Here is a 26,773-nt window from a genome sequence, read left to right as displayed (position 1 = left end):
ACTTCCGCCGCGGCTGGCGACCGGCCGCGGCGGTCACCGATCACCCTCGCGACCGTCGCCGGAAAGCTGCATGACCCAGGAAACCGTCTACAAGGATGCCGGATTCGGCGCGAGCGTCCCGCGCGGCAGGAAGCCCGCCATCCTCGTCGTCGACTTCAGCTACGGCTTCACCGATACGCAATACCCGACTGCTGCTGACATGAGCATCGAGATTGCTGCGACGCGCCGACTGACCGATTTCGCCCGCTCCGCCGGCATGCCGGTGATCTACACCACCATCGCCTATATGCCGCTGGAGCGCGACAGCCTGCCGTGGCTGAAGAAGGCGACCGGCATGGCGGCGCTGATGGCGGGCACCCGCCTCGTCGAAATCGACGCCGCCTGTGGCATGGCCGAGGGGGACGCCCTCATCGTCAAGCACGGCGCCTCGGCCTTCTTCGGCACCAACCTCGCTGCGATCCTGACCGGCGCCGGCGTCGACACCCTGGTTGTCACCGGTGCGACAACCTCGGGCTGCGTCCGGGCGAGCGTCGTCGATGCAGTCCAGTCGGGCTTCAGCGTGCTCGTCCCCGCCGACTGCTGCGCCGATAGGGCAAAGGCGCCGCACGACGCCAATCTCTACGACATGGGTCAGAAATACGCCGATGTCACCGACAGCGAAGACGTGCTTGCGTGGCTGCAGAGCCTGGCCGGCCGATAATATCGTCCGGCACGGCGCGGCACCAAGCCTGCAGCCGCTGGATCTCGCGATAGAAGCAGCGTGCTTCATGCCAATGCGCACCTTCACGTCGGCAGGACAGCGTTCCGGCGACGATGACGCGTGGCCGGATCTGCCGTCCCGAAACCCGCTTTGTTTGGAGGAGAATGCAATGCGTAAACTAAGTCTTGGCCTGATGGGTCTGCTGATCGCAGCCTGTTACTTCGTACCGTACGTCCTGCTGGGAGATGTCAAGAGCTGGACGGGCGCCTTCCTGTTCTGGACCGTCGCCGGCCTCCTGGTGATCGGCGTCAACGCCATGGCCACCGCCAGCTTCGGGAGTGACGACCAGTGACCACCACCCTCATCCTCGTCGGCGTCGCGATCTACATCGTCGCCTCCGTCATCGTCGCCTACATGTCACGGTCCGGCTCGGCCGCCACCATGTCCGACTACTTCATCGGCGGGCGCTCGATGGGCGGCCTCGTCTCGGCCCTCTCCTATTCGGCGACGACCTATTCGGCCTTCATGATGGTCGGCCTCGCCGGCCTCACCTACAAGGGCGGCGTCGGCGCCCTCGGCTTCGAGATCGTCTATTTCGCCGGCGTCTCGCTGGTGGCGATCTTCGGCCCGCGTTTCTGGGCCGTCGGCAAGAAATACGGCTTCGTGACGCCCTCCGAGATGCTCGGCGTGCGCTATGGCAGCCGCTGGGTGGCGATGGCCGCCGCGGTGGCGAGCTGCATCTTCCTGATCCCCTACTCGGCCGTGCAGCTGGCCGGCGTCGGCTACCTGTTGTCCGGCATGAGCGACGGGGCGATCTCCTTCGGCGCCGGCATCATCGTCGCCACGGTGCTCGCCATCGCCTTCTCCTACATCGCCGGCATCCGCTCGGTGATGTGGACCGACAGCCTGCAGGCGCTGGTGATGATCGTCGCCTCGGTCTCGGTTGTCGGCTTCGTTGTCGCCGAGCTCGGCGGCTTCACGGCGGTGTTTGACGCGGTGGCGGAGCGAAACCCGGCGATGCTGACGGTTCCCGGCCCGGGCCTGTTCTCTTTCACCACCTTCCTCGGCCTGACGATCCCGTGGTTCTTCTTCGCGATCTCCAACCCGCAGGTCTCCCAGCGCCTGTTCATGCCCGCCTCGCTCGGCGCGCTGCGGCGGATGCTGATGATCTTCCTCGCCTTCGGCTTCGTCTACACGCTGGTGTCGGTGCTCTGGGGCTTCTCGGCCTATGTCGCCTTCCCCGATCTCGCCAATGCCGATCTCGCCACCTCGACGCTTCTCGCTTCGGACTTCGTGCCGCCGGTGCTCGGCGTCGTCGTCATGGTCGGCATCCTGGCGGCGGCCGTCTCGACGATCGACTCGATCCTCCTGACGCTGTCCTCGATGGTCGCCCGCGACGTCTACGCCAATGTCGCGACCCGCACCGACGACCGCAAGCAGCTGATGATCGGCAAGGTGATCATCCCGATCATCTCGCTGATCGCGCTGGGCTTTGCCGCCATGCAGTTCAGCCTGATCGCTGTCCTCGCGGTCGCCGCCTCGACCGGCCTCGTGGTCATCGTTCCGGCGATCGTCGGCGCGTTCTTCTGGAAGCGCGGCACCGCCGCCGGGGCACTGGCCTCGATTGTCGGCGGCGGCATCTTCGTCGTCGCGATGTATCTCACCGGTAATTCGATCCTTGGGCTGAACGCCGGCATTCTCGGCTTCCCGGTCTCGGCCGCTCTGTTCGTCGGCGTGAGCCTTGCGACGCGCAGCCGGACCGACCTCGCTGAGGACTTCATCGCCACCGCCGACTCCTCGCTGCGCACGCCGGCCCTCTCGGGCCGACCCGCCGCCGCTTGATCGAGCGGACATCCGGCGAGGCTTCGCCGGCCAAAGGATGCAGAGGCTCGCGCTCCGGCGCGGCCCTCTTTTGCTTTCCGGCGAGTTCCTGTGATCCGGCAAGCGCGAGCCAGAAGATGCAGCCGATGCGGAACTCCTGGTCGACGGCCTTGCTTCATTCCGGCTGGCCAGGCACGCGATGCGCCGGGTCACGGATGACCGGAGGATCCCCGCAACCTACCCATTGACAAGCCGAACCTGATCCTAAAAAGTACAGGTCCAGACAAGTATGTTGAACAGGTTCATACAGTGATGCGGATGCTCGCTTCCTCCGCGGTCGCTTCCGGTAAGCCGGAAAAGATCGCCCGGATCCTGGAAAAGGAGATCCGCTCCGGCCAGCTCGCCCATGGCGACCAGCTGCAGAGCGAGAACGAGTTGGTGCGACGCTTCTCGGTCAGCCGTTCGACCGTCCGCAAGAGCCTCAGCGAACTGGCGCGCCGCGGCCTAATCACCACCAGCGTCGGCATTGGCTCCTTCGTCACCTTCGACGGCAACGTCGTCGCCGACGAGGCCGGCTGGACCAAGGCGCTAGAAAAGGCTGGCGCCAACGCCCTTACAAGGACGCTGCGCCTGGAGATCGTCTCGGACCCCGCCCTGGCCGAGAAGCTCGGCTTGGGCAGTTCCGAATTCATCGCGCTCGACCGTATCCGCACCCATGCCGTGGACGGCCATGCGATCTCTATCGAACACTCCCGCATCCCGATGATGGCCGAGATTGAGGCCCTACCGGTGAAGGGCCTGCGCGATGGCTCGCTGCATGCGACGCTGCGCGAGGCCGGGCTTCACCCCGACCACGGGGAGGAGTGGATCGATGTCGTGCCCCTTGGGGCGGAGGACGCGGGCATCATCGGCTGCGCGCCAGGGGCGATGTTCCTGCGCACCCGTCGCGTCATCCGCACCCGCGAAGGCCGCGTGATGGAGCACATCACCAGCCTGCTCAATCCCACCCACTTCGCCTTGCATCGAGAGTTCTGACATGGCCGACGCCAACGACCAGCAATTCGACCGCGCCATGGGAGCTCTCGTCGGCGGCGCGCTCGGCGATGCGCTGGGCATGCCCACGCAGCTGCTGTCGCCGGACGAAATCCGTCGGCGCTACGGCTATGTCGAGCAGTTCGTCCCGCCGAGCGACGATCATCCGGTCTCGCGGGGGCTGCCCGCCGGCATGGTCACCGACGACACCGAGCAGACGCTGCTGCTGGCCGAGCAGCTGTTGGAAAGCCCCGAGCGCTTCGACCATGGTTCCTGGGTCGACCGCCTGCTCGCCTGGGAGGCCGACGTTAAGGCACGCGGCAGCTACGACCTCCTAGGGCCCTCGACCAAGCGGGCGATCGACCTGATCCGCGCCGGAACGCCGCCCGAAGAGGCCGGCCGCGACGGCACCACCAACGGCGCGGCGATGCGCATCGCACCGGTCGGTATTACGTTGCCGGTGGATCCACTCGACCGGCTGGTAGCCAAAATCGAGGAGAGCTGCGCGGCGACGCACGCGACGACTGTCGCCATCGCTTCGGCCTCCGCCGTCGCCGCGGCGATTAGCGCCGCTGTCGAAGGGATGGCCTGGAACGAGGCGGCCGAGCGCGGTATCGAGGCGGCCCGGGCCGCCCGCCATGTCGGCGCCTGGACAGCCGCGCCGGACATCGCGGCGCGCATCGAATGGGCCCGCGAGCTGGTCTCTGGCGTCAACGAGCAGACGGCCATTGCGGCGATCATCGACCTCGTCGGCACGTCGGTGGCCTCGCAGGAATCGATCCCGGCCGCCTTCGCGGTGGTGGCCGCCGCCAACGGCAATCCCTGGCGCGCCGCCGTGATCGCCGCGAATCTCGGCGGCGATACCGATACGATCGGCGCGATCGCGGGCGCCATGGCAGGAGCCGCGAGCGGACAGTCCCGCCTTCCTGTCGCCCGGATCGCCGAGCTCGAAGGCTTCGACGTCGCCCATGCCGCAAGGCTCGCCAAGGGTCTCCTCGCCCTTCGGAACGCCGCTGCGCCGAAGACGGAAGCGGCCTGACCATGGCGCGGCTCGTCCATATCGGCGGCGCGGTGATGGACTATGTCTATCACGTTCCCGGCCTGCCCCGGCGGGCGGACGAGCTGACGGCGACGCGCTTTGCCCGGTCGCCGGGCGGCGCCGTCAACATGATGACGGCGGCGCGCCGCACCGGCCTTGCCACCGCCTGCGGCGGCTATCTCGGCACAGGGCCAGACGGCGACGCGCTGCGGGCGTTCCTCGCCGCCGAGGGCATCGACGTCCTCTTGCCGCCGCTCGAAGACATAGACAGCGGCAACTGCGTGGTGCTGATCACGCCGGATGCCGAGCGCTCCTTCGTCTCCTTTCCCGGCGCCGAGGCCCACGCCAAGGGCCTGGAGTCCCTTGCCGAGCGGATGGCGGCGGGCGACTGGCTGGCCGTCAGCGGCTACGTCCTGTCCTATCCGGAGAGCCGCGAGGCCGTCTTGACCCTCGTCGATGCGCTCGATGAGGGCGTTCAGGTGATTTTCGATCCGACCCCGGTCGTTGCCGACATTCCCGCCGATGCCCTCTCCCGGACCCTGGCGCGAACGAGCTGGATGAGCGCCAACAGGCGCGAGATCGCGGCCATCGCCGGCGGCGAGGCAAGCCTCGACGCGGCCGCAGCGATCCTGGCCGGCCGCATGCCGCGCGCGGGCGGCATCGTGCTGCGCGACGGCGAGAACGGCGCCCACGTCCTGACGCGCGAGGCTTCGCCGGTCGAAGTGCGCGGCTTCACCGTCGCGGCGATCGACACCAACGGCGCCGGCGACACCCATGTCGGCGCCTTCGTCGGGGCCCTCGCCCGCGGCCTCTCCGCTGCCGATGCGGTCAGATACGCCAATGCCGCCTCGGCGATCTCGGTGACACGGCAGGGCGGCGCCTGCGGGCCGTCCCACGACGAGATCATCCGCTTCCTGTCCCTTGCGGACCAAGACCGGCAAAGAACCGGCACGATGAACATGGGTCATTGAACCGGCCGCAGACGGCCGAAAGGAAACCAGCGATGAACAAGACAACGGCAATCCTCGCAGGCATCGGCCTGCTCCTCTCCGCCACGACAGCGATGGCAAAGGACCTCCACGTCCTCAACTGGAAGGGCTACGGCGCCGACGAGCCCTTCGCCACCAAGGCCTTCGAGGAGATGACCGGCGACACGGTGGTCAACGACTTCTTCAACTCCGAACAGGAGATGCTGACGAAGCTCAGGACCAATCCCGGCCTCTACGACGTCGTGATGATCAACGCCGCCTTCATGCAGCAGGCGCTCGACGAAAAGCTGGTCCAGCCCATCGACACCGCCAAGATCGCCAACTACGGCGATCTCAACGAGGCGCAGGCCCAGTCGAAGATGCTCAATGTCGACGGCAAGACCTACGGCGTGCCCTGGACTTGGGGCCTGACCACCATCGCCATCAACGACAAGGCCTTCGATACCCCGCCGACCTCCATCAAGGAGATGTGGAAGGACGACCACAAGGGCCGCGTGACGATCCGCGACGACGCCGTCGAGGCGATCCAGCTGGGGGCGCTGGCCACCGGGCAGAGCATCAACGACGTCCAGGACATCGAGGCCGTCAAGCAGTCGCTGACTGAACTCCTGCCGAACATCCGCACCTTCTGGTCTTCGGAGAACGACTGGAACCAGATGGTCGCGTCGAACCAGATCGACCTCGGCACCTACTGGTCGGGCTCGGCGGGCCGCGCGAAGACGAAGTTCAACCTGCCGGTCTCCCTCGCCGTGCCGGAGGAAGGCGCCGTCGGCTGGCTCGACAGCTTCGCCATTCCGCAAGGGTCGACCAATGTCGAGGGCGCGGAGAAGTTCATCAACTACATGCTCTCGCCCGAGTTCTACACCGAGTGGGACAAAAGCGTCGGCGCGCCGGTGTCGGCGAGCCAGCGGGCCGTCGCGGCGCTGCCGGAGGACAGCTTCAACCGCAAGGTCATGGGCGCACCGGAGGTCGCCGAGCGCGTCCAGTTCCAGGAGCCGGTCACCGACGCCCAGCGCGAGGAATATCTGAAGGTCTGGCAGGGCCTGAAGGTCGGCGCGAACTGACGAAGCGCCTCGCCCCGGCCGCAGGCGGACCCGATGGCGGCCGGGGCGAATATCGAGGCGAGCGGCAGGCTGCGAGGCAGCGCCGCCGGCAGGGATGAGGATCATGGCCACCACCGGCACGACACGACAGAATGGCCTGGCAAAGGCCCTGCCGCTGCTGACGCCCGCCTATGCCTGGCTGACGCTGGCGATCTTCCTGCCTTTGTCGGCGATGGTCTATTTCTCGCTCCTGACCTCGATGTCGCCGAGCGAACAGTCGTCGTCGCTGACGCTTGCGAACTACGCGGCGTTCTTCTCCGATCCGCTCTATGCGACGCTGCTCATGCGCTCGCTGCAGCTCGGGCTGCTGGTGACGCTGATCTGCGTACTGGTCGGCTTTCCCGCCGCCTATGTCCTCGCCAAAATCTTCAAGGGCCGGGTCCGGGAGGCGATCTTCCTCCTCGTCATCCTGCCGTTCTGGAGCAACTCGCTGGTGCGGGTCTTCTCCTGGTCGATGGTGCTGCGCGAGGGCGGCATCCTCGACACGGCGCTGAACGCCGTCCTGCCCTTCGAGGTCACCTTCGACCTGATGTATTCCTACCCCGCCGTCGTCATCGGGCTCGTCCACTCGTACCTGCCCTACATGGTGCTGACCTGCTATCTCAGCCTTCAGGCCATCGACGACGCGCTGATCGAGGCGGCCCGCTCGCTCGGCGCCTCGCGCTTCACCACCCTTCGCCGGGTCGTCGCGCCGCTGGCGCTGCCGGGCGTCCTCGCCGGCTCGGCGCTGATCTTCATCCCGGTCGTCGGCTCGTTCATGGAGCCGCGCATCCTCGGTGGGCGCGGCGGCACGCTCTATGGAACCGTGATCGAGGACCAGTTCACCGCCGTCTACAACTGGCCGCTCGGCGCCGCCCTCTCCTTCATCCTTCTGGCCGTCGTGCTCGTGATCCTGCTCGTCGCGGCCCCGGTCCTGAGGAAAGCCGCATGATCCGCGCCCCCGCCTTCCTCTCCGGCCTCGGCCGCGCCTATATCGGCCTCGTCCTTCTCTTCCTCTATCTGCCGCTGGTCATCATGGCGGCGATGTCCTTCAACGCTTCGCCCTTCTACCAGCTGCCCTTCGAGGGCACGACGGAGTGGTACGCGGCGCTGACCCAGAACGACGGGCTGATCGCCGCGACGCTGAACTCCCTCAAGATCGCGGTGATGACGACGATCCTCGCGACGATCCTCGGCACGGCCGCCTCGCTCGCTCTCTTCCGCTACGAGTTTCGCGGCAAGCGGGTGCTGCAGGCGCTGCTGTTCCCGCCGATCGCCATCCCCTGGCTGATCTCGGGCACGGCGATGCTGATCTTCTTCTTCGGCACCGGCATCGGCCGCGGCCTGCATGCGATCCTGCTCGGCCATGTCGCCCTGGCGCTGCCCTACGTCATCATCGTCGTCTCGGCCCGGCTGCAGACCTTTTCCAAGGATCTCGAGGACGCCGCCGCCTCGCTCGGTGCCAGCTCATGGCAGACGACCCGCAAGGTGACGCTGCCCTGCATCGCCCCCGGCATCGTCGCCGGCGGCCTCTTCGCCTTCGCGGTCTCCTTCGATCAGTTCGTCGTCTCCTATTTTCTCGCGACGCCCGGCCAGACGACGCTGCCGGTCGAGATCTACGCGGCGATCCGCAAGGGCTTCACCCCCGAAATCAACGCCGTCTCGACGATCATCATCGTGTTCTCCATGAGCCTGATGCTCGTCGTGTCCCGGTTTTTTCGCTTTGGAGGCGATCAGTAATGGCGCGTGTCGAAGTCCAGAACGTCAGCCTCACCTTCGGCGCCCACAAGGCGGTGGACAACGTCTCGATCGCCTTCGAGGACGGCGGCTTCTATGCCCTGCTCGGCCCCTCCGGCTCCGGAAAGACGACGCTGCTGCGGATGATCGCCGGCTTCGAGTTCCCGGACGAGGGCTCGATCCGCATCGACGGCGAGGCGGTGGAAAACGTGCCGGTGAACCGGCGGCGCATCGGCATGGTGTTCCAGAACTACGCGCTGTTTCCCAACATGAGCGTCGAGGCCAACGTCGCCTTCGGCCTCGAGGTGCGCGGCGAGACGGGCGAAGCCGTCCGCCGGTCGGTGGCCGAGGCGCTTGACCTTGTGCAGCTGGGGGCGCTTGCCAAGCGCCGGCCGCACCAGCTCTCCGGCGGCCAGCGCCAGCGCGTCGCGCTCGCCCGGGCCATCGTCACCAAGCCGCGGGTGTTGCTCCTCGACGAACCGCTGTCGGCCCTCGACAAGGCTCTGCGCACCGACATGCAGGTGGAGCTGAAGCGGATCCAGCGCGAGGTCGGCGTTACCACCATCTTCGTCACCCACGACCAGGACGAGGCGCTGTCGATCTCCGATCGGATCGGCATCCTGAAGGACGGGCGCATCGTACAAGAAGGTCCTCCTGAAGAGATCTACGACCGGCCGAACAGCGAGTTCGCCGCGACATTCCTCGGCGACGCGAACATCCTCGCGGGCGAGATCGAGAGCAGGCGGCTGCGCCTGGACGAGACTACCCTGATCGACTTGCCCGCCGGGGTGGAAGCAACGTCGGGCATCCTGCTCTGCGCGATCCGGCCTGAACGTGTGAGGATCTCGCCGCTGGCGCCCGCCGTTGGCGCTGTTGCCGACCGGGCAGGCATCCTCAGCGGAACGGTGGAGCGGCGGCTGTTCTCCGGCGGAGCCAGTACATATTTCATCGATTGTTCCGGCAGGGAATTGAAGGCCGTCGTCCAGCGCGGCGCGAGTATCGACATCCGTGTCGGATCGCCCGTGGTCCTCGATTGGCACGTGGCGGATCTTGTCCCGCTTCCGGCCAGGTGAACTTGGACGGGCATGCAACTGATTCTCCGTGTCTGTGAAAGCTGATCCAGTAGGTGCAGAAGCGGAGTTGCGCCTCAAAGGCCGGCTTCACCCAACAATGGAAACGAAGATGCGAAGCTGTTCGGCTCCGAGCGTAGTCTCTCAGGCCCAGGCCTCTTCAAGTACGGCAAGTAACTCGCCCACCGTAAGCGGGCGGGGGAGCGTTGCTGCCGAGTGATCCAGCACCGCTCTCTCGGCGACAGCTGAAAAACTGCCGTGCGGGGCGTCGATCGCCGGCAGGTCCAGGTCACGGTTCAGGGAGACGACAGCCTCGGCAAGTTCGGCATGCTTCGTAAGACTTATGGTTTCGGCCAGCGCGGCGCACCTTTCCACGGCGGCCGGTGCATTGATGCGCGAGACGGCCGGCAGAGGGATGGCGTTGATCGTGCCCTATGCAACCGCACATCCTTCAGGCCCCCGAGCGGATGGGAGAGCGAATAACCGCGGCCAAGAAGCAAGCGTATGAGAACCATTGACCTCGATAACTATAGGTATTTGACACTCGGCAGTAGACGTCAATAACGGGATTCACCTGCAAGTCTTGATCGTCGGTCAGGACGTGTGGCTCTGCGGAGCTGACGGTTCGAGCGACAGCGTCTCAGGTTATCTGTCCTTACCTTTTCCAGCGTTGATGGATCGCAGCCTCTTCGCGTCAAATCGCGAGCGGCAAAGGTATGGGCGTAACCACCCCTTCCTTGCGATTACTCTAGCGGTCAATAGGAAGGGCCGCGGCCTGACTGGCCAACACGCCCTCCGACGACGACGCCAAAACCCGTGACCGCATATCCTCGCCCAACGCTCTGGCCATAGTCCACCTCCATCGACGTAGACTTAGAATTAGAATTAGACGCCGTGCGCACAGTCACTTCAAATCCGATTCGTCGATCAAAGGATGCACTCTAGTTATCGTTCCACCCGACAAACGTCGGCTGCAGCGCCATATCCCATTCTATTCTGCCGGTATTTAGGGCGAGTCCCAGACGCTCGGCCGGCCAGGCAAGAGCACGTCTCGCATTTGTCGACGCCATGGCGATCGCTGCCGGCGCGTCGGCTATGTTCCACGCGCAGACGTTGCGCACGGCCTGGTCGAGGCGCAGCGCCGAGCCGGCAAGGTTCGCCCGTCCCGGCTGCACGACGGCCCCCTCCGGCGTGAGATCGACGTCCATACCGGCAAAACGGTAATGGCCGGGGGGGGCTGCGGCGGCGAGCACCGCATCCGTCACGAGGATTGATCGATCCACGCCCTTGAGCGCCACGATCGCGGCCAGCGCATCGGGCGACATGTGGTGCCCGTCGGCAATCAGGCAGGCGTGCAGCCGCGGCTCGGCAAGCTGCGCCAGCAAGGTGTTCTCCAGCTTGGCCAGTTGCTGCGGCAGGCCGTTGCCGAGATGCGTCGACAGGACCATACCGGCATCGGCAGCTCGTCGCACAGTGCCGAAGTCGGCGGCCGAGTGGCCAATTGCCGTCGCCTTGCCCCGCAGCCGTAATTGCTGGATGAAATGGATCGATCCGGGGCGTTCCGGAGCCAGCGTCACGAGCAGGATCGGCCGGTCCAGTCCCGCCTCCAGGCTGTCGACGAGCGCGATGTCCGGGTCAGACATCGCACCGCCGGGGTGACATCCCGCATAGCCCGGCGATGCGTTCAGGAACGGTCCCTCGAGGTGGTAACCCGCCACCATGCGGGCGCCCAGCCTGCTGCCGGCGACCGCCGCGTCAAGCGCCCGGAAACGCTCCCGCAGTTCGGCCGGATAAGCCGTGATGATTGTCGGCAGGCAGCCGGTCACGCCGTCCGCAAGCATCGCCTCGAGCGCCATATCGAGAGCCAATGGCGTGATCGACGGATCATTGAAATCGACCCCGGCATAGCCGTTCACCTGGAGATCGAAGAGGCCGTCCGAAAGCAACGAGCCGATCCTAAGCTGCGCCGGGCTTCAGTCGGCTGGCGGAACCCGGGTCGAGATGCAGCGTGGTGGCGGGATGGCGCTGCAGGATCGAGGCGGGAAAGGCGGGCGAGACCTCGGCCTCGACGGCTTGCGCCACGGCCTCGGCCTTCCGCTCGTCCGGCACCGACAGGACGATCGTCTGCGCCTTCATGATCTGGCGGACGCTCATCGACACCGCCCGGCGCGGCACGTCCTCGAGCGTCGGGAACCAGCCCTCGCCGAGCTGCTGGCGCCGGCACGCTTCGTCCAGTTCGACGACGATATAGGGATCCTCCGCCGCGAAATCCGCCGGCGGATCGTTGAAGGCGAGATGGCAGTTCTCGCCGATGCCGGCGAAGCAGACGTCGACCGTCTCGCCGGCGAGCCGCCGGTTGAGCCGGGCGACTTCGGCCGCGATGTCGTCGGCGTCGCCGTCCACCGCGACGAAGGCCTTTAGCCCCGTCACCCGATCGACGAAGCGCTCCTGCAGATAGCGGCGGAAGCTCGCCGGATGCTCGATCCCGAGGCCGGCATATTCGTCGAGATGGAAGACCGTCACCTTGGTCCAGTCGATGTCGGCACGGGTCAGTTCCGCCAGCATGGCGATCTGGCTGGCGCCCGTCGCCAGGACGACGACGGCGCTGCCCTTCGCGGCCACGGCAGCGCGGATGGCGGCAGCGCCCTGCGCCGCTGCAGCCATTCCCAGCGTGCTGCTGTCTCCATGGATATTGACCTGCATGGGGCGTCCCCGAATTTATCGAACCTGTCCTGTTCGGAAGTCATATCTGCCTGCGGTCCGCCCGGTCAACAACGTCTTTCTCCATCGATCTTATTTAAACCCGCTCTCGTTCGAAATAGCTTGACCGAAGGCGAAGGCGCCGGAATACTCGTTGCGATCCAACTGAAGGGACCTCAACCATGAAGCCTCACATCGCGTTGCTGGCTGCCGGGATCGGCGCCTCGTTCCTCGTTCACTCGGCCGCCGCCCAGACCGTCCTGCGCCTGGCGGAAAACCAGCCGGAGACCAATCCGGTGACCGTGGCGATGCACCGCTTTGCCGAACTGGTCGAGGAGTATTCGGGCGGCGAGGTCGTGGTTCAGGTCTTCTCGGGTGCCCAGCTGGGCCAGGAGCCGGAGACCATCGAACAGGCACAGGCTGGCGTCGTCGACTTCGCCCGCGTCAACTCTGTCGTCATGGCCAATGTCAGCCCGTCGATGGGCGTCTTCACCCTGCCCTACATCTTCCGCGACTGGGATCACAAATACGCCGTGCTCGACGGCGAGATCGGCGCCGGAGTACTGGACGACCTGAACGATGTCGGGCTCGTCGGCTTCGACTACATGGATGCCGGGACCCGCTCCTTCTACACCGTCGCCGGCAAGCCGGTGAAATCCCTCGATGACTTGGCCGGGCTCAAGATCCGCGTACAGCCTGCGCCGATCTCGATCCGCATGGTGGAACTGCTGGGCGCCGTCCCGACGCCGATGAACTACGGCGAGGTTTATTCGAGCCTTCAGACGGGCGTGATCGACGGGGCCGAGAACGATTTCGTCAGCTACGAGACGTCCGCCCACTACGAAGTCGCACCCAATTTCGTCGAGGATGGCCATCTCAGCCCGCCAGCGCTTCTCGTTATGAACAAGGCGCGGTTCGACGCCCTGCCCGCAGAACACCAGGTAGCCATCCGCAAGGCCGGTAAGGAAGCCGCCCTCTACGAGCGCGAGATCATGCGCGAAGCGAACGAGGCGGCCCGCAAAGCCGTCGAGGCCGGCGGCGCCACCGTAACGGAGATCGATAACGCGCCCTTCCAGGCCGCCGTCGAGCCGATCTACGCGGAGTTTCCGGACCTGCTGCCGGTCATCGAGAAGATCAAGGCGGTCGAGTAGGCCGGCCCGCTCCGGGACCGGGGTGAGGCACGCGTGATAGTCCGGGACTCCCTCAGGAAAGGCGTCGATGCCGTCAACATCGGCGCCAGCTGGATCTGCCACGCTTTGCTCGTGGTGATCACGGGCGTGATCTGCATGCAGGTGTTCCTGCGCTTCGCCCTCAACCGCCCGACGAGCTGGTCCGAGGAGGTGGCGCTGCTTTGCCTGATCTGGTTCGGGCTGCTGGCCATCGCGATCGGGATCCGTCGACACGAGCATGTCGCGATCTCCTTCCTGCGCGACATGCTGCCCAGCCGGCTGGCGGTCGGGCTCGACTACATGGCGCAGGGCGCGATGGCGGTCTTCATGCTGGCCGTGGTCTATTACGGACAGGACCTGCTGGCCCTTGCCGGTCATCAGGTCCTCCCCGCTTCCGGCCTGCCTAAGCAGTGGCTGTACCTGCCCACCATTGCCGGCGGGCTGCTCGGCTGCCTCAACGCCATCGCCAACATCGTCCTGCGTGACGTCGGCGACCCCAACTTCTCGGTGGAGGGGCTTCATGCCGATTGACTGGATCGGGATCGCGCTGCTGCTCGGCGGTTTCGTCGCGCTGATGCTGGTCCGAGTGCCAATCGCCTTCGCGCTCGGCCTCGCCTCGCTGGCGACAGCCTTCTATCTCGGGCTCCCACTGCTGATGGTGGCCCAGCGCATGGTCAACGGCCTCAACAGCTTCACCTTCCTCGCCGTCCCCTTCTTCATCCTCGTCGGCAACATCATGACCGAGGGTGGCATCTCCGACCGCCTGATCAAGCTGGCCGACGTTCTGGTCGGACGCTTTCGCGGCGGCCTCGCCCAAGGCAACGTCGTCGCCAGCACAATGTTCGGCGGCATCTCCGGTTCATCTGTCGCCGACGTCGCCTCGATCGGTTCGTTCCTGATCCCGGCGATGACGCGGCACGGCTACCCCGCCGGCTATTCGGTCGCGGTCACCGTCACCTCGTCGGTGCAAGGCGTGCTGATTCCGCCGAGCCAGAACATGATCTTCTACGCCCTCGCCGCCGGCGGCCTGCCGATCAGCACACTGTTTCTCGCCGGCTATGTCCCGGGGCTGCTGCTCGGGATTTCGCTGATGGTCATCTGCTGGATCATGGCCGTTCGCCACAATCATCCGACCGGTGCACACTATACCGTCCGTGAGGGCATCCGCATCGCGGCCAAGGCGCTGATCGGCCTGTTCACCATCGTGATCATCATCGGCGGGATCCTGACGGGCGTGTTCACCGCGACCGAATCGGCCGCGGTGGCCGTGGTGTACGCGCTGCTTGCGACGGCGCTCGTCTATCGCAGCCTCGACGTGAAGGCGATCGGCCGGATCTTCTCCACCACCCTGACGACCCTCGCCATCGTCACCGCCATTATCATGACCTCGTCGGCGTTCGGCTTCCTCCTGTCCTATCTGCGCGTTCCCGCCCTGCTGGCTGAAGGTATCTTCGCCATCTCGGAGACCCGGATCATCGTTCTGCTCGCCCTCAACGTCCTGCTTCTTATCCTCGGCATGCTGATGGACATGGGAGTCCTGATCCTCATTCTCACGCCAATTCTTCTGCCGATCGCGATGGAGGTCGGAGTCGATCCGATCCAGTTTGGCATCATCCTAATCCTGAACCTCGGCATCGGCCTTTGCACCCCGCCGGTCGGAACCTCCCTCCTCGTCGGCTGCGGAATCGCACGCCTCCCGCTGGAGAAGGCAACCGTCAGCCTGTTGCCCTTCTATGCGGCGATGGTCGTCGTCCTGCTCCTAGTGACCTACATCCCTGCTCTGTCCCTCACAGTGCCGGGTTGGTTCCAATAGCGATGTCAGCAGCAATCGAGACGCACCGGGCACGCGAACTCGGGGCGATCCTCGACCTTGTCCGAAACGGCCAGGCCTCGACTCGCAGTGAAATCGTCGAACTTTTGAACATGCGCTCGACGAGCGTGTCGGAATTCGTCGGCGAACTGGTCGAGAAGGATCTCCTGCGCGAGAGCGTCCCCAAACAGCAGGGGCGCGGGAGACCCGCGACTTTTCTTGCCTACAACTGGCAGCGTTTTGGCGTGGTGTTCCTGCAGGTCACAAACCGCAGTCTCGTCGCCAAGGCAGTCGACATGGCGGGACGCATCGTCGCCGAACGTCATGAAAGTCCGCCGGCCGAAACCGACAACGCGGGCATGGCCGTCATCCTGCGGGAACTTGCCGAAGCGATGCTGCTTCGGTTTCCGTCAGGCGTCGAGGTCGTTGCCGTGGTGTGCTCCTTCTCGGGATTGCTCGACGCCCCGCGGCAGCTCTGGTGCTTTTCGTCCCGGTGGCCGCAGCTGCGCAATCTTGACGTGGGGGCCGCCCTGAGCACGATCGGCAAGGACGTGGTCCTCGTCCGCAATCTCGACGCAGAACTCGCGGGGCGGTTGGCGGACGGCGCCACCGCGCACGACGGCGAGAGCGTCCTGCTGCTGCATTGGGGCTACGGCATCGGCGCCGCCTACTATACCGAAGGGTCTATCGTGAACCGTCTGCGCGGGCGCTTCTGCGAAATTGGCCACTGGGGCCTTGGCAATGCCCGCGGCGCCGTCTGCACCTGCGGCAACACCGACTGTCTCGAAACGGTGGCAGCGCTGTGGTCACTCGGTCCGCAGCTTCAGGGCGCCTACCCCGGCATTCCGCTCGAGGAGGATACGTTCGGCCCGATGGCGCAGCGCCTCGACCTTCTCGCGATCCCCGCCGTGGAGGAAGCGGCGCAACAGGTGGTACGGCTGACCGGCAACCTGTCGCGACTGCTGTTCCCCGACCGTATCATCCTCACCGGCCCGTTCGTGCAGAACGCCGAAATCTTCCACCGCTTTGTTCGCGCCCTGGAGGCCGCCCCCGTCCTCAAAAGCCTCGATCGCACCATCGTCACCTGCGGCGAGCCCGGCTCGCGGCACGAAATGGTCGGCGCCGCGCAGGCCATCTTCGACGCTGCACGCTTCCGGCTCCTGGCAGGGAACGGGGAAACCGCGGTCGGTTAGGACAAGATGTCACGACTGCTATTTCCCGACCGGGTCATCCTCACAGTCCGTTCGTGCGGAACGCCCAGATCTTTCACCGCTTCGTTCGCGCTCCGGAGGCCGCCCACTCCTCTAGAGCCTCGATCGCACCATCGTCACCTGCCGCGAGCCCGGCTCGCGGCAGGTGACGATTATCAGCTGCCCCAGCAGCTTTTCGGGCGCCACTCGCTGGACGCATAGCTCTAACGGGCTGGCTGAAATCGCTGACGCACCGAGCCCAATGGTCAAGCTGAACGTCGGCTAAACGACGCGTTCCGAAACTGTTCGGTTCGGGTGTGGCCTATTCCTACAAGAACCAGCGAGTTTCGGATCTACGAGGAAGGCGCACGTGAAGAACAACGCTGTCGCTCGACGTCTCCGGAGCATTTCCGACACAGGGAATTGGAGACCAGGATGGGTCAGAAAAAGGCACCGAGAGCCGTCCGCATGGTTGCAGGCGCTTTGGCGTTCATGGCCTTCGCTGTCTTTATTCTTGCGGCCATGGGGGCTTACCTGGTCTTCGGACCGCAGCCCGACACCTCTCTTTCGCCCGGCTCTGACAGTGGCGGACAAGAAGCCTCATCGCTGAGGCTTTGAGGGCGTTGCGAATGGGCGGGCACCTCGCTCGCCCTTGGCTGCTGAGTGGGACATGGCGCTTCGTCGACCAATGAGACGTCGCCTGCTCATCCGCATATCAGGCCGCTCCGCAAAATTCGGCAGGAAGCGAGGGGCCTGATTGTTCCTCTCGGACCTTAGAGGGCGTAGCTAAGGGCCCGAGACAAGCGCCGGACGGCGGATGTGCTGGATGCCGAAGATGATAGCCGCTACTGGAGCGACGTTATGCGTGAGATCGAGCGGCGGACGGGTTACCCCATAACAAGGACAGTAGAACGAGCGGATGAGCGGGAGTGGCCGCAGGGATCTTTCTGCCTCGCTGGATCGGCAGCCCGTTGCCGACGGGACACGTCCTCGCGGGGTCGTTAACCATTTGCTAAGGATTTCGGCGACTCGTCCTCATGGACAACTAGTTAAGCATGGCGGACAAGGAGTCATGTCATGCAGCTCGCAAGCTATATACAAGCCTTCCGGCGTCGGTCGGATCCATACCTTGATGCGTCGAGCCTGGAGTTTCAATTCCGCGCCAGACGGTTCGTGCGGATTCGACGACTGATCGAAGACGTTCTTGCGGAGCAGGAGCGCTGCGACATCGTTGATCTCGGCGGCACGGAAAAATACTGGGCAATCGCGGGCGAGTATCTAGAACGCCAGAAGGGTCGAGTCTTCGTCACCCTGGTCAACACAGAACCACAGATCGTCGCGCGGCCCGAGCAATTCCGGGCCGTCAGGCAAAGCGCAAGTGATCTCGGACTGTTCGCGCGCAAGCGCTTCGATCTCGCGCATTCAAATTCGGTGATCGAGCACGTCGGGTCTCGCCAGAACATGCGCGACTTCGGCCTCAACATGCGTCGCCTGGCCCCGCGTTATTACTGCCAAACCCCCAACTTCTGGTTTCCTTACGAACCACATTTCCGGACCGTGGGTTTCCAGTACCTACCGAAGGCGGTGCGTGTCGCCATGCTGCGGCGTTTCAGCCTGGGGTTTTTCAATCGGATTGACGGGGTCAACGAGGCTGAAGACATCGTGCGGCATCACGATCTGATCGGGCGCCGGCAGATGGCGGCATTTTTCCCGGACGCGGAGATCGCATTCGAGACCGTGCTCGGCCTCAGGAAGTCCATCATTGCGATACGCGAGGCCGCCCTTGCGCGGTGACGAGCCGACCGGTCCTGCAGCATTTTGATCGCCCTCCGGCACCTCGCCGTCACTCGGCTCCCGGTCGCCGCAATCCGCGCCGCATCACACCTGCGCAAGTTGGGTCCGCGAGCGTGAACCGTGTCTGCCAAGAATAGAGCTCGAGGCCCAATTTCGTCTTATCCGCTTCACTGAGCCTTCAGGAAAAGCCCGCTACTACTGGACAGGTGGCTCTGATCCCTCGGAAGGCTAACAGTGCAGGCGCTAGCAGATCCCATTACGCTGATCCATGGCATTGCCATGCTCGCACTTATCGCCCTCACCTACGGCTTCATGGCGCGAACTGTCTCTTCCGTTCTTTCCCGAGGAGTGGCGGTGGGGCTGACGTTCGGTCTTGGTGCCGTGTCGACCATGGCGGATCCGATCGTGATGCAGCAGGGCGTGATCATCGATGCTCGGGGAGTCATCCTGACGCTCGCAGGTCCGTTCGGCGGTGCGGTAGCGGCCGCGATCGCAGCAGCTTGTGCGATTGCGTACCGCCTCTGGCTCGGCGGGGTCGGCGCGCCGGTCGGATGCATCACGATCCTCGTCGGCGCTCTTGTCGGGGTCCTCTTCGCGTGTTGTGTGCCCTTGCGCCAAGGCGCCTACAGCCTGCGCCAACTCGCTGCGCTGGCGGTTTTCGGCTCGCTCCACGGTTTCACGGTACTCCTCGTTCTGATGATCATTCCGGTGCCGGGGCTGGTGGGGTCGTTGATCCCGCTCTGCGTGCTGAACTTCGCAGGAGTTGTCGTGCTGGGCAGCTTCCTTTCGGAAGAAGGCCGACGACGGCACGCCACACGTCTCCTGGAGAAGGAGGCGGCTACCGATGCGCTCACCGGGTTGCCGAATCGTCGGAAATTCGACGCCGCTGGTTTGGCACTGGTGCGAGGGGCGAGAGAAACTGACCGAGCTGTTGCCCTCCTCATGATCGACCTGGATCATTTCAAGCGAATAAACGATCGGTGGGGGCATGACGTCGGCGACCGGGTTCTTCGGAAGGTAGCTGCAGTCATCGCTTCGGAAATTCGGGATGTCGACCTGGCCGCCCGCTACGGAGGAGAGGAAATTGCGGTGCTCCTGCCGGATGCTTCAGTAGTGGATGCGCTGGCGGTCTCTGAGCGGATCAGACGAGCCGTCAGCGCGAACGTTCACAACATGCGTGCCGGAGCGCTCGGCGTTACCGTCAGCATCGGCGTCGCTTCCCGCAGTGGCGACAGCTTGAGCTTCTCCGAGCTCTTCTCCGAAGCCGATCGCGCTCTCTACGACGCGAAAAGGCAAGGAAGAGACCGCAGCGTGGTGGCGCCGGATAGCGGGGCGGCGTCAGAGTCCGCCGGTACGATATGCTGCGAAACAGCTAATCCGTGACTAAGCTTTCGGAGAGGTTCCATCCCCAACCGATTATTGTCGGCGTTCGGAGCGCGCGCTGCGCCCCGCCGGACGCAGTACATGCGCCAGCGATGACGCTTTGGGACCTTCGGCCGGTCAGATGGCCCAACGCGCAATCTCCACGCGCCGAAGCGGGTAGCCGTTGGGATATCCCGACAGGGGGCTTCATAGGCGTCTTCGCGCGCAGTTCGCGGAACCGTGCGCCCCGCTCCTCATTCTTCCGCCTAATGAGCAAACAGGAGGAATTGGATGCGGATCGAGACCGCCGTCGCAGTTTTCGTCAATTCAGTATTCTTCAGCATGGTGGCAGCGGTTGGTGTCGCCGGCGCATACGTCCTGTTTCCATAAGTACACCATTCGCCGGTACTGGTTCCTCTCCTCGTGGCGCCTCCAGAAGGGTGGGGAGCCGTCCGGAAGTGTCACTCGATGAACGCGTAGATCCTGCTCCGCTTGCTGGCTCGGTTCGGACAGACGCGGCGTCCCTTTACCTTCTCGATGCGCGCCTCCGAAGGCCGTACGAGTGCCGCGCCGAGATTGAAGTATGGGTAGTCACCGAAAACGCGCGGATGCAGATGAGCCGCCACTTCCACATCGCTTTGTGAAATATAGCCGCCGCCCCAGCTCTCAATGATTTCCTTCAAAGGGCGGTATGTCCGGCCCGGATGCGCCACCAGCTTTTGTGCGTCAAGCCATTCGTATGCGATCCGGATGCTGTCGTCGCTCTGGTGATAGGCCTTTGGCGTCGATCGACTTGTGAAGGCCTTTGCCTTCGCGATGTCCTCGGCGGTGAGCATCTCGCACCTCCCGTGAAGTGCCCTCCTATCCAACAATATGCGAACTGACTGCGTCGTCTTCCATACTCACGTGCTCATAGTTGCTGCACCGTGGAAGATTGCTAGGGGCCCTCAAAATGAATGCCGCCGCACCTGCACACCCGTTCACGACCGGCTCAATTTTTGATATCCTTGGGGGCTTCGCAGGAGAAAACCATGCGGTTAGCCACAATCTTGATAATCGGTGCGAGCCTTGCCTTTGCCGGCTGCGTATCAAGCAGCGATGGCGATGCCTCTGCCGGCGTCCCGCCAAGTGCGGTAGATGATTCAGCGACTGGAAACGGCGGCTACTAAGAGCCGGCCGGTGTCTTGGAAGAGCGGCCCGACGCGAGCTGCCAGTGTCCGAATGACCCGCTCATTTCCGTCATCAACCCCGCCATCGGCAGGTCCTTCGCCCAGCCATGAAAGCAGAAAGCATTTTAATGAAGATGCCCGTCGTAAGGTCTTAATCTTCGCTGGCCGCGGCCGGGGGCAAGAGATGAAGGATGGTGGTAGGGACAATCGTGACGATGGCCGCAAAAGTTACGCCGCGCTCGGATGGTTGGCACTTGTGGTGATGGCAGGCGTGATTGGCGCGTTCGTACTGCTTGAACGCGAAATAGGCCCGTCAGATGGACTTGAACCCCGTTTGGTCCCTCCAATACCCGTTGTCGTTGAATGAGGGAGCCATGGTCGCTACGCACACCGGCCGGACACGGCGCGGCGGTACCGGGAGCTTAGTGCAGGGAATTGGCGGTCCCGGTGAGTTATCCCGCGCTACGTTTACGGAGGAATGGAGGCAATGAACTCGCAGCGGGATTTACAACAGGTTGTTGAGCGCGAACTGGATCGGCTTGCACCGATAGTCGAGCACTATGGAGGCCTCGACCCGTGTGCGATTATCGACATGATCTCCGATATGCTCCAACTTCCTGGCGAGACAGTCGAAGCAGCAATCACTGAAGCAGCGGCCAATCGGGGTGTTACCTTGGTTCGCGTCTACCGATAACAGGGCAGAATGACCGACGACGCCGAAGACCAGATCCGCACGCTGATCCTCGACCTCATGGTGGAGGTGCAGGCGTTGCGAATGCAGATCCGCCAGATGGAAGAGGCCAACGCGGCGCGGTACGACATGCTGTTAACGCTCTGCGTGCCGGAGGATTTGAGAGAAGAAATCGATGCCTTCGATGAGGTAGAGTTCGAGGTATCCGCAGCGCCCTTCGACGTCGCCGGTCCATTGCAGGACTGGATGAAGAAGACCCGTTTGTCCCGTGCATCGGCGGATCAGGCTACGCCCTGACCTCCAAGGCGGACGCGAGAGACCCGTAAATCAGCCCCGCGAAGCGTATTGCCGCACCGGCCGGGGCCAAATTGCCACAGCGGTCTCTATAAACCTCCTTAAAGGGGCCGACGGCTTGTCTAGCCCGTAGCCGCCTCCCCGTCCTTCCGCTCGCCCCGCGCCACTATCCGCAGTACCTCGTCCGGCAGCGGCCGCTGAAGCGCGGACGCCTCCGCCCACTCCGCCCGCATCCAGACGTCGATCTCCTCCGGCTCCGTCAGGATCACCGGCATCGCCTTCGGGTGGATCGGCGCGACGACGGCGTTCGGCTCGCAGGTCAGGAAGCCGTAGAGGTCGGCGGTGACCTCCCCCTCCTTCACCTTCCGCACGCTGGTCCAGTTCGTCCAGATCCCGGCGAAGAACATCAGGGGCCGGCTCTCGTCGCGGGCAAACCAGGTCGGCACCTTCTTGCCGTCGACCGTGTCGTATTCGCAGAACGAAGTCAGCGGCACGACGCATCGGTTCGCAGGACCGAGCCAGCGGCGCCAGTGAGGGCTGTTGGTCCGCCGGATGTTCGTCACTCCGGGGTCAGTCTTCTTGCCCTCAAGCGCGAATTTCGGCGACGGCATGCCCCAGCGCGCCATCGCCAGCTCGCGTACGCCGTCCCCGCCGTTGCGGACGATCGGCGCCGTCGTGTCCGGGAAGACCCCCGGCAGCGGCGGCATGTTGCCGGTCCGGTCCCGCATGGCGCGGGTGAACTCTAGGATCGCCGTCTGGCCCTTGGTGATGGAGTAGAGGTTGCACATGCCGGCAGGAGAGCACGGGCGGTAGCTTCCGTCGAGGTGCGGGGGATTGAGCCCGTCACCGGACACCCAGATAGGCAGCGACGCACTTTTAATCAGTAGGTTGGATCGGTTTGTCTGGCTCAGCGTCTACCTCGAGAACAGGCGCTGTCGCCAGGAGAGCTGCATGATCCGACCGTACCCGAAGCTCCGGCGATCGCGGTGAGATGCTCGATCTGAACGAGCTGTCACCTGATCCCTACATCGTGGTGCTGACAGGGATGGGCTTCCTTATCGCGCTCGTCGCGTGGCTGCCGCTGGCACTCAAGCGCTTGCCGCTGTCGCTGCCCATCGTCTGCATCGCCCTCGGCGCCAGCGTCTTCCTTATCCCCGGGGTCACGGACAAGCCGCTGCCCATGGCGTATCCGCAGATCACCGAACGCTTCACCGAGTTCGTGGTGATCATCGCGCTCATGGGCGCGGGTCTAAAGCTCGACCGGGTGTTCAGTTGGCGGCGCTGGTCGGTGACGTGGCGGTTGCTCGCGGTCACCATGCCGCTCAGCATCGCGGCCATCACGTTGATCGGCGGGTGGTGGCTGGGTCTGCCGTGGGTTATCGCCCTGCTGCTCGGGGCGGCGCTTGCACCGACCGATCCCGTGCTGGCCGCCGACGTGCAGGTCGGACCGCCGAGGTCCGGAGAGGAGGACGAGGTCAGGTTCGGGCTCACGTCCGAGGCGGGATTCAACGACGGTTTTGCGTTCCCGTTCGTGAACCTCGCCATCGCGCTCGGTCTTGCGGCCTCGACGGGCGAACCATGGGCTATGCAATGGCTCACCCACAGCATCCTATGGGAGATCGGCGCTGGCGCCGTGGGCGGGTGGTTGATCGGGCGGGCCTTCGGCTGGCTGACGTTCCATATTCCGGCGGACACCAAGCTGGCCCAGACCGGCGACGGGCTGATCGCGATCGCGGCAACCTTTGTCTCCTACGGCCTCACCGAGATGATCCAGTGCTACGGTTTCCTCGCCGTGTTCGTCACCGCCCTGACACTCCGCCATGCCCAGCGCGACCACGACTTTCACCGCGAGATGCACGACGTCACCGAGCAGATCGAACGGCTGGCGATGATGATGCTGCTCGTCCTGTTCGGCGGCGCGCTTGTCACCGGTCTCCTGACTCCGCTCACCTGGGGCGACGCCCTCGCCGCCGTCGTCATCCTGCTCGTCGTCCGACCGGTGACCGGCCTTGTCGGACTGCTCGGGCTGCACGCCTCCTGGAGCGAGAGGCTCACCCTCGCCTTCTTCGGCATCCGGGGTGTCGGCTCGTTCTACTATCTGGCCTACGGACTCAACCACATGGAGGTCGAGGGAGCCGAGCGCCTGTGGGCGATCGTCGGCCTCGTCGTCCTGATGTCGGTCCTGCTGCACGGGCTGACGGTCACACCAATCATGCGAACGCTCGATCGGCTTCAGGGGCGAGATCCGGACGCCGACGAGGCAACGCCGCCGCCAGGGCTGCAAGGACCAGCCTCCGAAGCGGGGCGCTCCGGTTCGACTAGACGGGACACGGAGTTCAGCCCGTCCGCCTTTACCTAGGTGACTTAGGCGACAGCGCCGAGGCTACACCGGCGTCAGTATTACCCTCCCTTAAGCAGTTTCTGTCGCTATTGCGGAATGGCAACCGTCCCCGTCTTCCCAAGTCCCTTGGTCTCGAACAGCAGCCGGAAATAATTGCACGCAGCCAGACTCCGACGCCTCGCGATCGGCGCCAGCCGCAGCTACCGTTCGATCCCATGCCGGATCGGATCGAGCCCTGTCTTGCGCTGCTCGCGGCAACGCCCCCGGTGGGAGCGGAGTGGGCCTACGAGATCAAGTGGGACGGCTACCGGTTGGCGGTCCATGTCGATCGCGGGCAAGCGCGCATCCTTACCCGCGGCGGCCATGACTGGTCACACCGCTTTCCTGCCATCGCCAAGGCGGCCGTCGCGCTCGCTGCCCCTTCCCTCATCCTGGACGGAGAGGCTGTGGTCCTGGACAGTCAGGGTCGTTCGGACTTCGCTGCGCTTCAGCAGGCTCTCGGCGGACGCGGCGGCAAACGGATCGCCGGAGACGAGATCATCTTCTACGCCTTCGACCTGCTCTATTTCGACGGGCACGACATCTCCGGGATGGCGCTCATCGAGCGGCGTCACCTGCTCGAAGATCTGCTCCGGGGGGAGACGGGCACGATCCGGTTGTCGGAGGAGGTCCAGGCCGAGGGTGCGGATCTGCTGCGGATCGCCTGCCAGCATGGATTGGAAGGGATCATCGCAAAGAACCGCGAGGCGCCCTACCGAAGCGGCCGCCGTGGCGACTGGCTGAAGATCAAGTGCATCCAGAGCGACAGCTTCGTCGTCATCGGCTACGAGCCCTCGAGCAAGGCCTACGGTGCTATCGCTAGTCTGCTCCTGGCAGCCCAGAGCGATGAGGGATTGGTCTATGTCGGCTCGGTCGGGACCGGCTTCAAAGGCGGTCAGGTGCGCGAGCTGAAGCAACAGCTAGACGCGATGAGGACGGAACGGCCGCACTACGCGCCGAGGGAGCGAAAGCTGGTAATCGCGCGCCCTGAGCTGGTCGCCGAGATAGAGTATCGCGGCTGGACCGGCGACCAAAAGCTCCGCCACGCCTCGTTCAAGGGATTGCGCGAGGTGGCGGATCACGCTGACATCTTTCACCTCCCGTCGCCCGCATGAATGGACGGTGCGGCACGTCCTTCGTTCAGCCCTGATGCGCCGGCTGCTGCTCGTGCTGTTCGTGGCAGCCCTCGCTGCGGGCGCGATCTGCAACGTCATCCTATCGATCCAGTCGCTCGTCGCGACGTTCGTCACCCGCTGAAACAACATGCCGCGGCACCGCTGATACGACGGCGGCCGCAGAAGTTACGTTGATCTCGATGGCTGGTCCGATTAGCGAAGGCACCCGTGCCAGTCGCGCTCGTCGTGTCGGAATGCCCGAACGAGCCGTCTGAGGGTCGGCAGTTGAACACAATGCCCCGGTGAGCCTCGTTGTCGATTGGCTTGACACCGGCCGGCTACGAGCATCAACCAGAGCATGCGGAGCTCGAATCCTAGACCATGCACACATTTTTCAACTCGTGCCGTCATGTCCTATTCCTCTCAGCGGGCTCCATCTGTACGAAAGATGCACCAGCCGCGACTGCTCAGTGGCACATTGAAGATGCTCAGAGGGTAATCTCGACGTGAAAGACTCTCTCGACGAAAAAATTGCGCAACTCCATGTCGCATTGAATCGGACCATTGATGAGCTTGCAAAGCTCCAGACACGCCAGATGGAGACTAGTGATCTCTTGATCGATGCTAGCAATAGTGAACTATCGTTAGATGATGTCAGCGAACTGCAAATAAAGATAAACGAAGACCAAAAAAATATTGCGGAAATATCCGGTTTATTTAAATCTGAAATAGTTGAGTTCGGCTCGCATCAGCGCAGTCGTCGCAAGAGCCCGTAAGAACCGCCTCTCAAGTCGTTGAGCGACAGGCAATAGGGAGTAGTGAGAGCATAGCGCGCACGGGCGGCGAGCGTTCAATTTCGGCCTGTGCGCCAGGCCGCGGATGCGTTATTTGAATGTCTGAGATTGCCGACGTTACCTGACCGGCCGTAGTCTGCAAATTTCTGAACTGCAAGGACAACCTCAAGTCGATTCGCCGCATTTAGCTTTTGTATTAATAATGTCATATAATGCTTCACGGTTTTCTCGGTGATTGCCAACTGCGCACCGATTGCCTTGTTTGAGTATCCCTTCAGGAGCAGCCGAACGATTTGATCTTCGCGGGCGCTCAATTGGGGGTCGCCGATACCCCGCGTTGGATGCTTCCGAAGCGCTCCGATCATTTTACTAGCAACTGTGGGCGTGACAAACGTCTCGCCCCGCTTTGCGCCGACAATGGCACCTTTTAGTTCGTCGGCTGTGCTGCCCTTAAGGACATAACCGTTGGCGCCCGCTTCTAGCGCGTTGACGGCATGGTCGACACGGTCCGATGCCGTGAATGCGATTACGATCATCGACTGCGACTTCCTCCTGATGCGCGCAATGGCATCCAGCGCGTCGCCTGAGATGAGCAAATCTGTGATCAGGACGTCCGGCGCTAGCTGGGTGGCGATGGATACGGCGTCCGCGGCGCATGATCCGCTGCCCAGAACGACATAGCCGTCGCACGATGAAAACAAGCTGGTCAGCCCTTCGCGCATGATTGGGTGACTGTCCACGAAGGCTATTGATGTTGGCCTGATCGCCATTTCCTTCGGGATAAGCTGCTCAGTAAGGTTGGTGGACGAGTTGTCATTAACGGGAAACACTGAGA

29 protein-coding genes are annotated in these 26,773 nt (G+C 64.1%); 23 read left to right on the top strand and 6 right to left on the bottom strand.

Annotated features, from left to right (window positions below):
* The first annotated feature begins 70 nt into the window (after positions 1 to 70).
* From LXB15_RS07180 to LXB15_RS07135, 10 genes are all read left to right on the top strand, one after another.
* Positions 71 to 700 carry an isochorismatase family protein gene (locus tag LXB15_RS07180; RefSeq protein ID WP_233951996.1) on the top strand — a complete coding sequence of 210 codons (630 nt, stop codon included), beginning with the start codon at positions 71 to 73 and terminating at the stop codon, positions 698 to 700.
* 169 nt (positions 701 to 869) lie between these two features.
* Positions 870 to 1,052 (top strand): hypothetical protein, encoded by a 183-nt coding sequence (locus tag LXB15_RS07175; RefSeq protein ID WP_233951995.1) that lies wholly within the window; start codon positions 870 to 872, stop codon positions 1,050 to 1,052.
* Positions 1,049 to 2,542, top strand: a complete 1,494-nt coding sequence (locus tag LXB15_RS07170; protein ID WP_233951993.1) for a sodium:solute symporter — start codon at positions 1,049 to 1,051, stop codon at positions 2,540 to 2,542. Before LXB15_RS07175 ends, LXB15_RS07170 begins: the two co-directional genes overlap by 4 nt.
* A 297-nt stretch (positions 2,543 to 2,839) precedes the next feature.
* Positions 2,840 to 3,556 carry a GntR family transcriptional regulator gene (locus tag LXB15_RS07165; protein ID WP_233951991.1) on the top strand — a complete coding sequence of 239 codons (717 nt, stop codon included), beginning with the start codon at positions 2,840 to 2,842 and terminating at the stop codon, positions 3,554 to 3,556.
* 1 nt (position 3,557) lies between these two features.
* Entirely contained in the window at positions 3,558 to 4,592 is a 1,035-nt protein-coding gene (locus LXB15_RS07160; RefSeq protein ID WP_233951989.1) for an ADP-ribosylglycohydrolase family protein, read from the top strand.
* A 2-nt stretch (positions 4,593 to 4,594) separates the two neighbouring features.
* A complete protein-coding gene (locus LXB15_RS07155) occupies positions 4,595 to 5,563 on the top strand; it encodes a PfkB family carbohydrate kinase (protein WP_233951987.1) in 969 nt (322 codons plus the stop codon).
* Positions 5,564 to 5,595: 32 nt separating this feature from the next.
* Positions 5,596 to 6,645 carry a PotD/PotF family extracellular solute-binding protein gene (locus LXB15_RS07150; protein ID WP_233951985.1) on the top strand — a complete coding sequence of 350 codons (1,050 nt, stop codon included), beginning with the start codon at positions 5,596 to 5,598 and terminating at the stop codon, positions 6,643 to 6,645.
* A 103-nt stretch (positions 6,646 to 6,748) separates the two neighbouring features.
* Entirely contained in the window at positions 6,749 to 7,615 is an 867-nt protein-coding gene (locus LXB15_RS07145; protein WP_233951983.1) for an ABC transporter permease, read from the top strand.
* A complete protein-coding gene (locus LXB15_RS07140) occupies positions 7,612 to 8,403 on the top strand; it encodes an ABC transporter permease (protein ID WP_233951981.1) in 792 nt (263 codons plus the stop codon). The genes LXB15_RS07145 and LXB15_RS07140 overlap by 4 nt, the downstream gene beginning before the upstream one ends.
* On the top strand, positions 8,403 to 9,473 hold the full coding sequence (locus LXB15_RS07135) for an ABC transporter ATP-binding protein (protein ID WP_233951979.1): 1,071 nt from the start codon (positions 8,403 to 8,405) through the stop codon (positions 9,471 to 9,473). Before LXB15_RS07140 ends, LXB15_RS07135 begins: the two co-directional genes overlap by 1 nt.
* 141 nt (positions 9,474 to 9,614) lie before the next feature.
* Here LXB15_RS07135 and LXB15_RS21105 read toward each other — a convergent pair whose 3' ends face one another.
* From LXB15_RS21105 to LXB15_RS07125, 3 genes are all read right to left on the bottom strand, one after another.
* The gene (locus LXB15_RS21105) at positions 9,615 to 9,896 is read right to left on the bottom strand and encodes an iron-containing alcohol dehydrogenase (RefSeq protein WP_370640214.1); all 282 of its coding nucleotides are present in this window, start codon (positions 9,894 to 9,896) and stop codon (positions 9,615 to 9,617) included.
* Between the two features lie 515 nt (positions 9,897 to 10,411).
* On the bottom strand, positions 10,412 to 11,416 hold the full coding sequence (locus tag LXB15_RS07130; protein WP_233951977.1) for an N-acetylglucosamine-6-phosphate deacetylase: 1,005 nt from the start codon (positions 11,414 to 11,416) through the stop codon (positions 10,412 to 10,414).
* A 10-nt stretch (positions 11,417 to 11,426) separates the two neighbouring features.
* On the bottom strand, positions 11,427 to 12,092 hold the full coding sequence (locus LXB15_RS07125; protein WP_370640186.1) for a 6-phosphogluconolactonase: 666 nt from the start codon (positions 12,090 to 12,092) through the stop codon (positions 11,427 to 11,429).
* Positions 12,093 to 12,352: 260 nt separating this feature from the next.
* On the opposite strand from LXB15_RS07125, the gene LXB15_RS07120 reads away from it, so the two are divergent.
* The 7 genes from LXB15_RS07120 (at position 12,353) to LXB15_RS07090 (ending at position 19,516) form a co-directional block, all read left to right on the top strand.
* The gene (locus LXB15_RS07120) at positions 12,353 to 13,321 is read left to right on the top strand and encodes a TRAP transporter substrate-binding protein (protein ID WP_233951973.1); all 969 of its coding nucleotides are present in this window, start codon (positions 12,353 to 12,355) and stop codon (positions 13,319 to 13,321) included.
* Positions 13,322 to 13,354: 33 nt separating this feature from the next.
* Positions 13,355 to 13,870 carry a TRAP transporter small permease gene (locus tag LXB15_RS07115; RefSeq protein WP_233951972.1) on the top strand — a complete coding sequence of 172 codons (516 nt, stop codon included), beginning with the start codon at positions 13,355 to 13,357 and terminating at the stop codon, positions 13,868 to 13,870.
* Positions 13,860 to 15,152: a TRAP transporter large permease gene (locus tag LXB15_RS07110; RefSeq protein WP_233951970.1), complete on the top strand. Its 1,293-nt coding sequence runs from the start codon at positions 13,860 to 13,862 to the stop codon at positions 15,150 to 15,152. The genes LXB15_RS07115 and LXB15_RS07110 overlap by 11 nt, the downstream gene beginning before the upstream one ends.
* Positions 15,153 to 15,154: 2 nt before the next feature.
* On the top strand, positions 15,155 to 16,342 hold the full coding sequence (locus LXB15_RS07105; protein ID WP_233951968.1) for an ROK family protein: 1,188 nt from the start codon (positions 15,155 to 15,157) through the stop codon (positions 16,340 to 16,342).
* Between the two features lie 432 nt (positions 16,343 to 16,774).
* Positions 16,775 to 16,957, top strand: coding sequence for a hypothetical protein (locus LXB15_RS07100; RefSeq protein WP_233951967.1), 183 nt, complete (start codon positions 16,775 to 16,777; stop codon positions 16,955 to 16,957).
* A gap of 459 nt (positions 16,958 to 17,416) precedes the next feature.
* A complete protein-coding gene (locus tag LXB15_RS07095) occupies positions 17,417 to 18,133 on the top strand; it encodes an SAM-dependent methyltransferase (RefSeq protein WP_233951965.1) in 717 nt (238 codons plus the stop codon).
* Between the two features lie 234 nt (positions 18,134 to 18,367).
* Complete coding sequence (locus tag LXB15_RS07090; protein ID WP_233951964.1) at positions 18,368 to 19,516, top strand: diguanylate cyclase; 1,149 nt, start codon at positions 18,368 to 18,370, stop codon at positions 19,514 to 19,516.
* 440 nt (positions 19,517 to 19,956) lie between these two features.
* Here LXB15_RS07090 and LXB15_RS07085 read toward each other — a convergent pair whose 3' ends face one another.
* On the bottom strand, positions 19,957 to 20,331 hold the full coding sequence (locus tag LXB15_RS07085) for a hypothetical protein (protein WP_233951963.1): 375 nt from the start codon (positions 20,329 to 20,331) through the stop codon (positions 19,957 to 19,959).
* Positions 20,332 to 21,151: 820 nt separating this feature from the next.
* Between LXB15_RS07085 and LXB15_RS07080 the strand changes: the two genes are divergently transcribed.
* Positions 21,152 to 21,358: a hypothetical protein gene (locus tag LXB15_RS07080; RefSeq protein ID WP_233951962.1), complete on the top strand. Its 207-nt coding sequence runs from the start codon at positions 21,152 to 21,154 to the stop codon at positions 21,356 to 21,358.
* A 9-nt stretch (positions 21,359 to 21,367) separates the two neighbouring features.
* Positions 21,368 to 21,652 carry a hypothetical protein gene (locus LXB15_RS07075; protein WP_233951961.1) on the top strand — a complete coding sequence of 95 codons (285 nt, stop codon included), beginning with the start codon at positions 21,368 to 21,370 and terminating at the stop codon, positions 21,650 to 21,652.
* Positions 21,653 to 21,771: 119 nt separating this feature from the next.
* Here the strand turns inward: LXB15_RS07075 and LXB15_RS07070 are convergent, their stop codons facing one another.
* Entirely contained in the window at positions 21,772 to 22,437 is a 666-nt protein-coding gene (locus LXB15_RS07070; protein WP_233951959.1) for an SOS response-associated peptidase, read from the bottom strand.
* 203 nt (positions 22,438 to 22,640) lie between these two features.
* On the opposite strand from LXB15_RS07070, the gene LXB15_RS07065 reads away from it, so the two are divergent.
* From LXB15_RS07065 to LXB15_RS07055, 4 genes are all read left to right on the top strand, one after another.
* Entirely contained in the window at positions 22,641 to 24,008 is a 1,368-nt protein-coding gene (locus tag LXB15_RS07065) for a sodium:proton antiporter (RefSeq protein WP_233951958.1), read from the top strand.
* Positions 24,009 to 24,205: 197 nt separating this feature from the next.
* Complete coding sequence (gene ligD, locus LXB15_RS07060) at positions 24,206 to 25,144, top strand: non-homologous end-joining DNA ligase (protein ID WP_370640185.1); 939 nt, start codon at positions 24,206 to 24,208, stop codon at positions 25,142 to 25,144.
* Positions 25,145 to 25,151: 7 nt separating this feature from the next.
* Positions 25,152 to 25,286 (top strand): hypothetical protein, encoded by a 135-nt coding sequence (locus LXB15_RS20935; RefSeq protein WP_255696763.1) that lies wholly within the window; start codon positions 25,152 to 25,154, stop codon positions 25,284 to 25,286.
* 364 nt (positions 25,287 to 25,650) lie between these two features.
* Entirely contained in the window at positions 25,651 to 25,920 is a 270-nt protein-coding gene (locus LXB15_RS07055) for a hypothetical protein (RefSeq protein ID WP_233951957.1), read from the top strand.
* A 74-nt stretch (positions 25,921 to 25,994) separates the two neighbouring features.
* Here LXB15_RS07055 and LXB15_RS07050 read toward each other — a convergent pair whose 3' ends face one another.
* The gene (locus tag LXB15_RS07050; protein WP_233951956.1) at positions 25,995 to 26,768 is read right to left on the bottom strand and encodes a response regulator transcription factor; all 774 of its coding nucleotides are present in this window, start codon (positions 26,766 to 26,768) and stop codon (positions 25,995 to 25,997) included.
* Between the last annotated feature and the right edge of the window lie 5 nt (positions 26,769 to 26,773).

This window comes from Aurantimonas sp. HBX-1, from assembly GCF_021391535.1.
Lineage (GTDB): Bacteria > Pseudomonadota > Alphaproteobacteria > Rhizobiales > Rhizobiaceae > Aurantimonas.
Note: the sequence above shows the minus strand (reverse complement) of the source record. Positions and strands in the feature narration are given on the sequence as shown.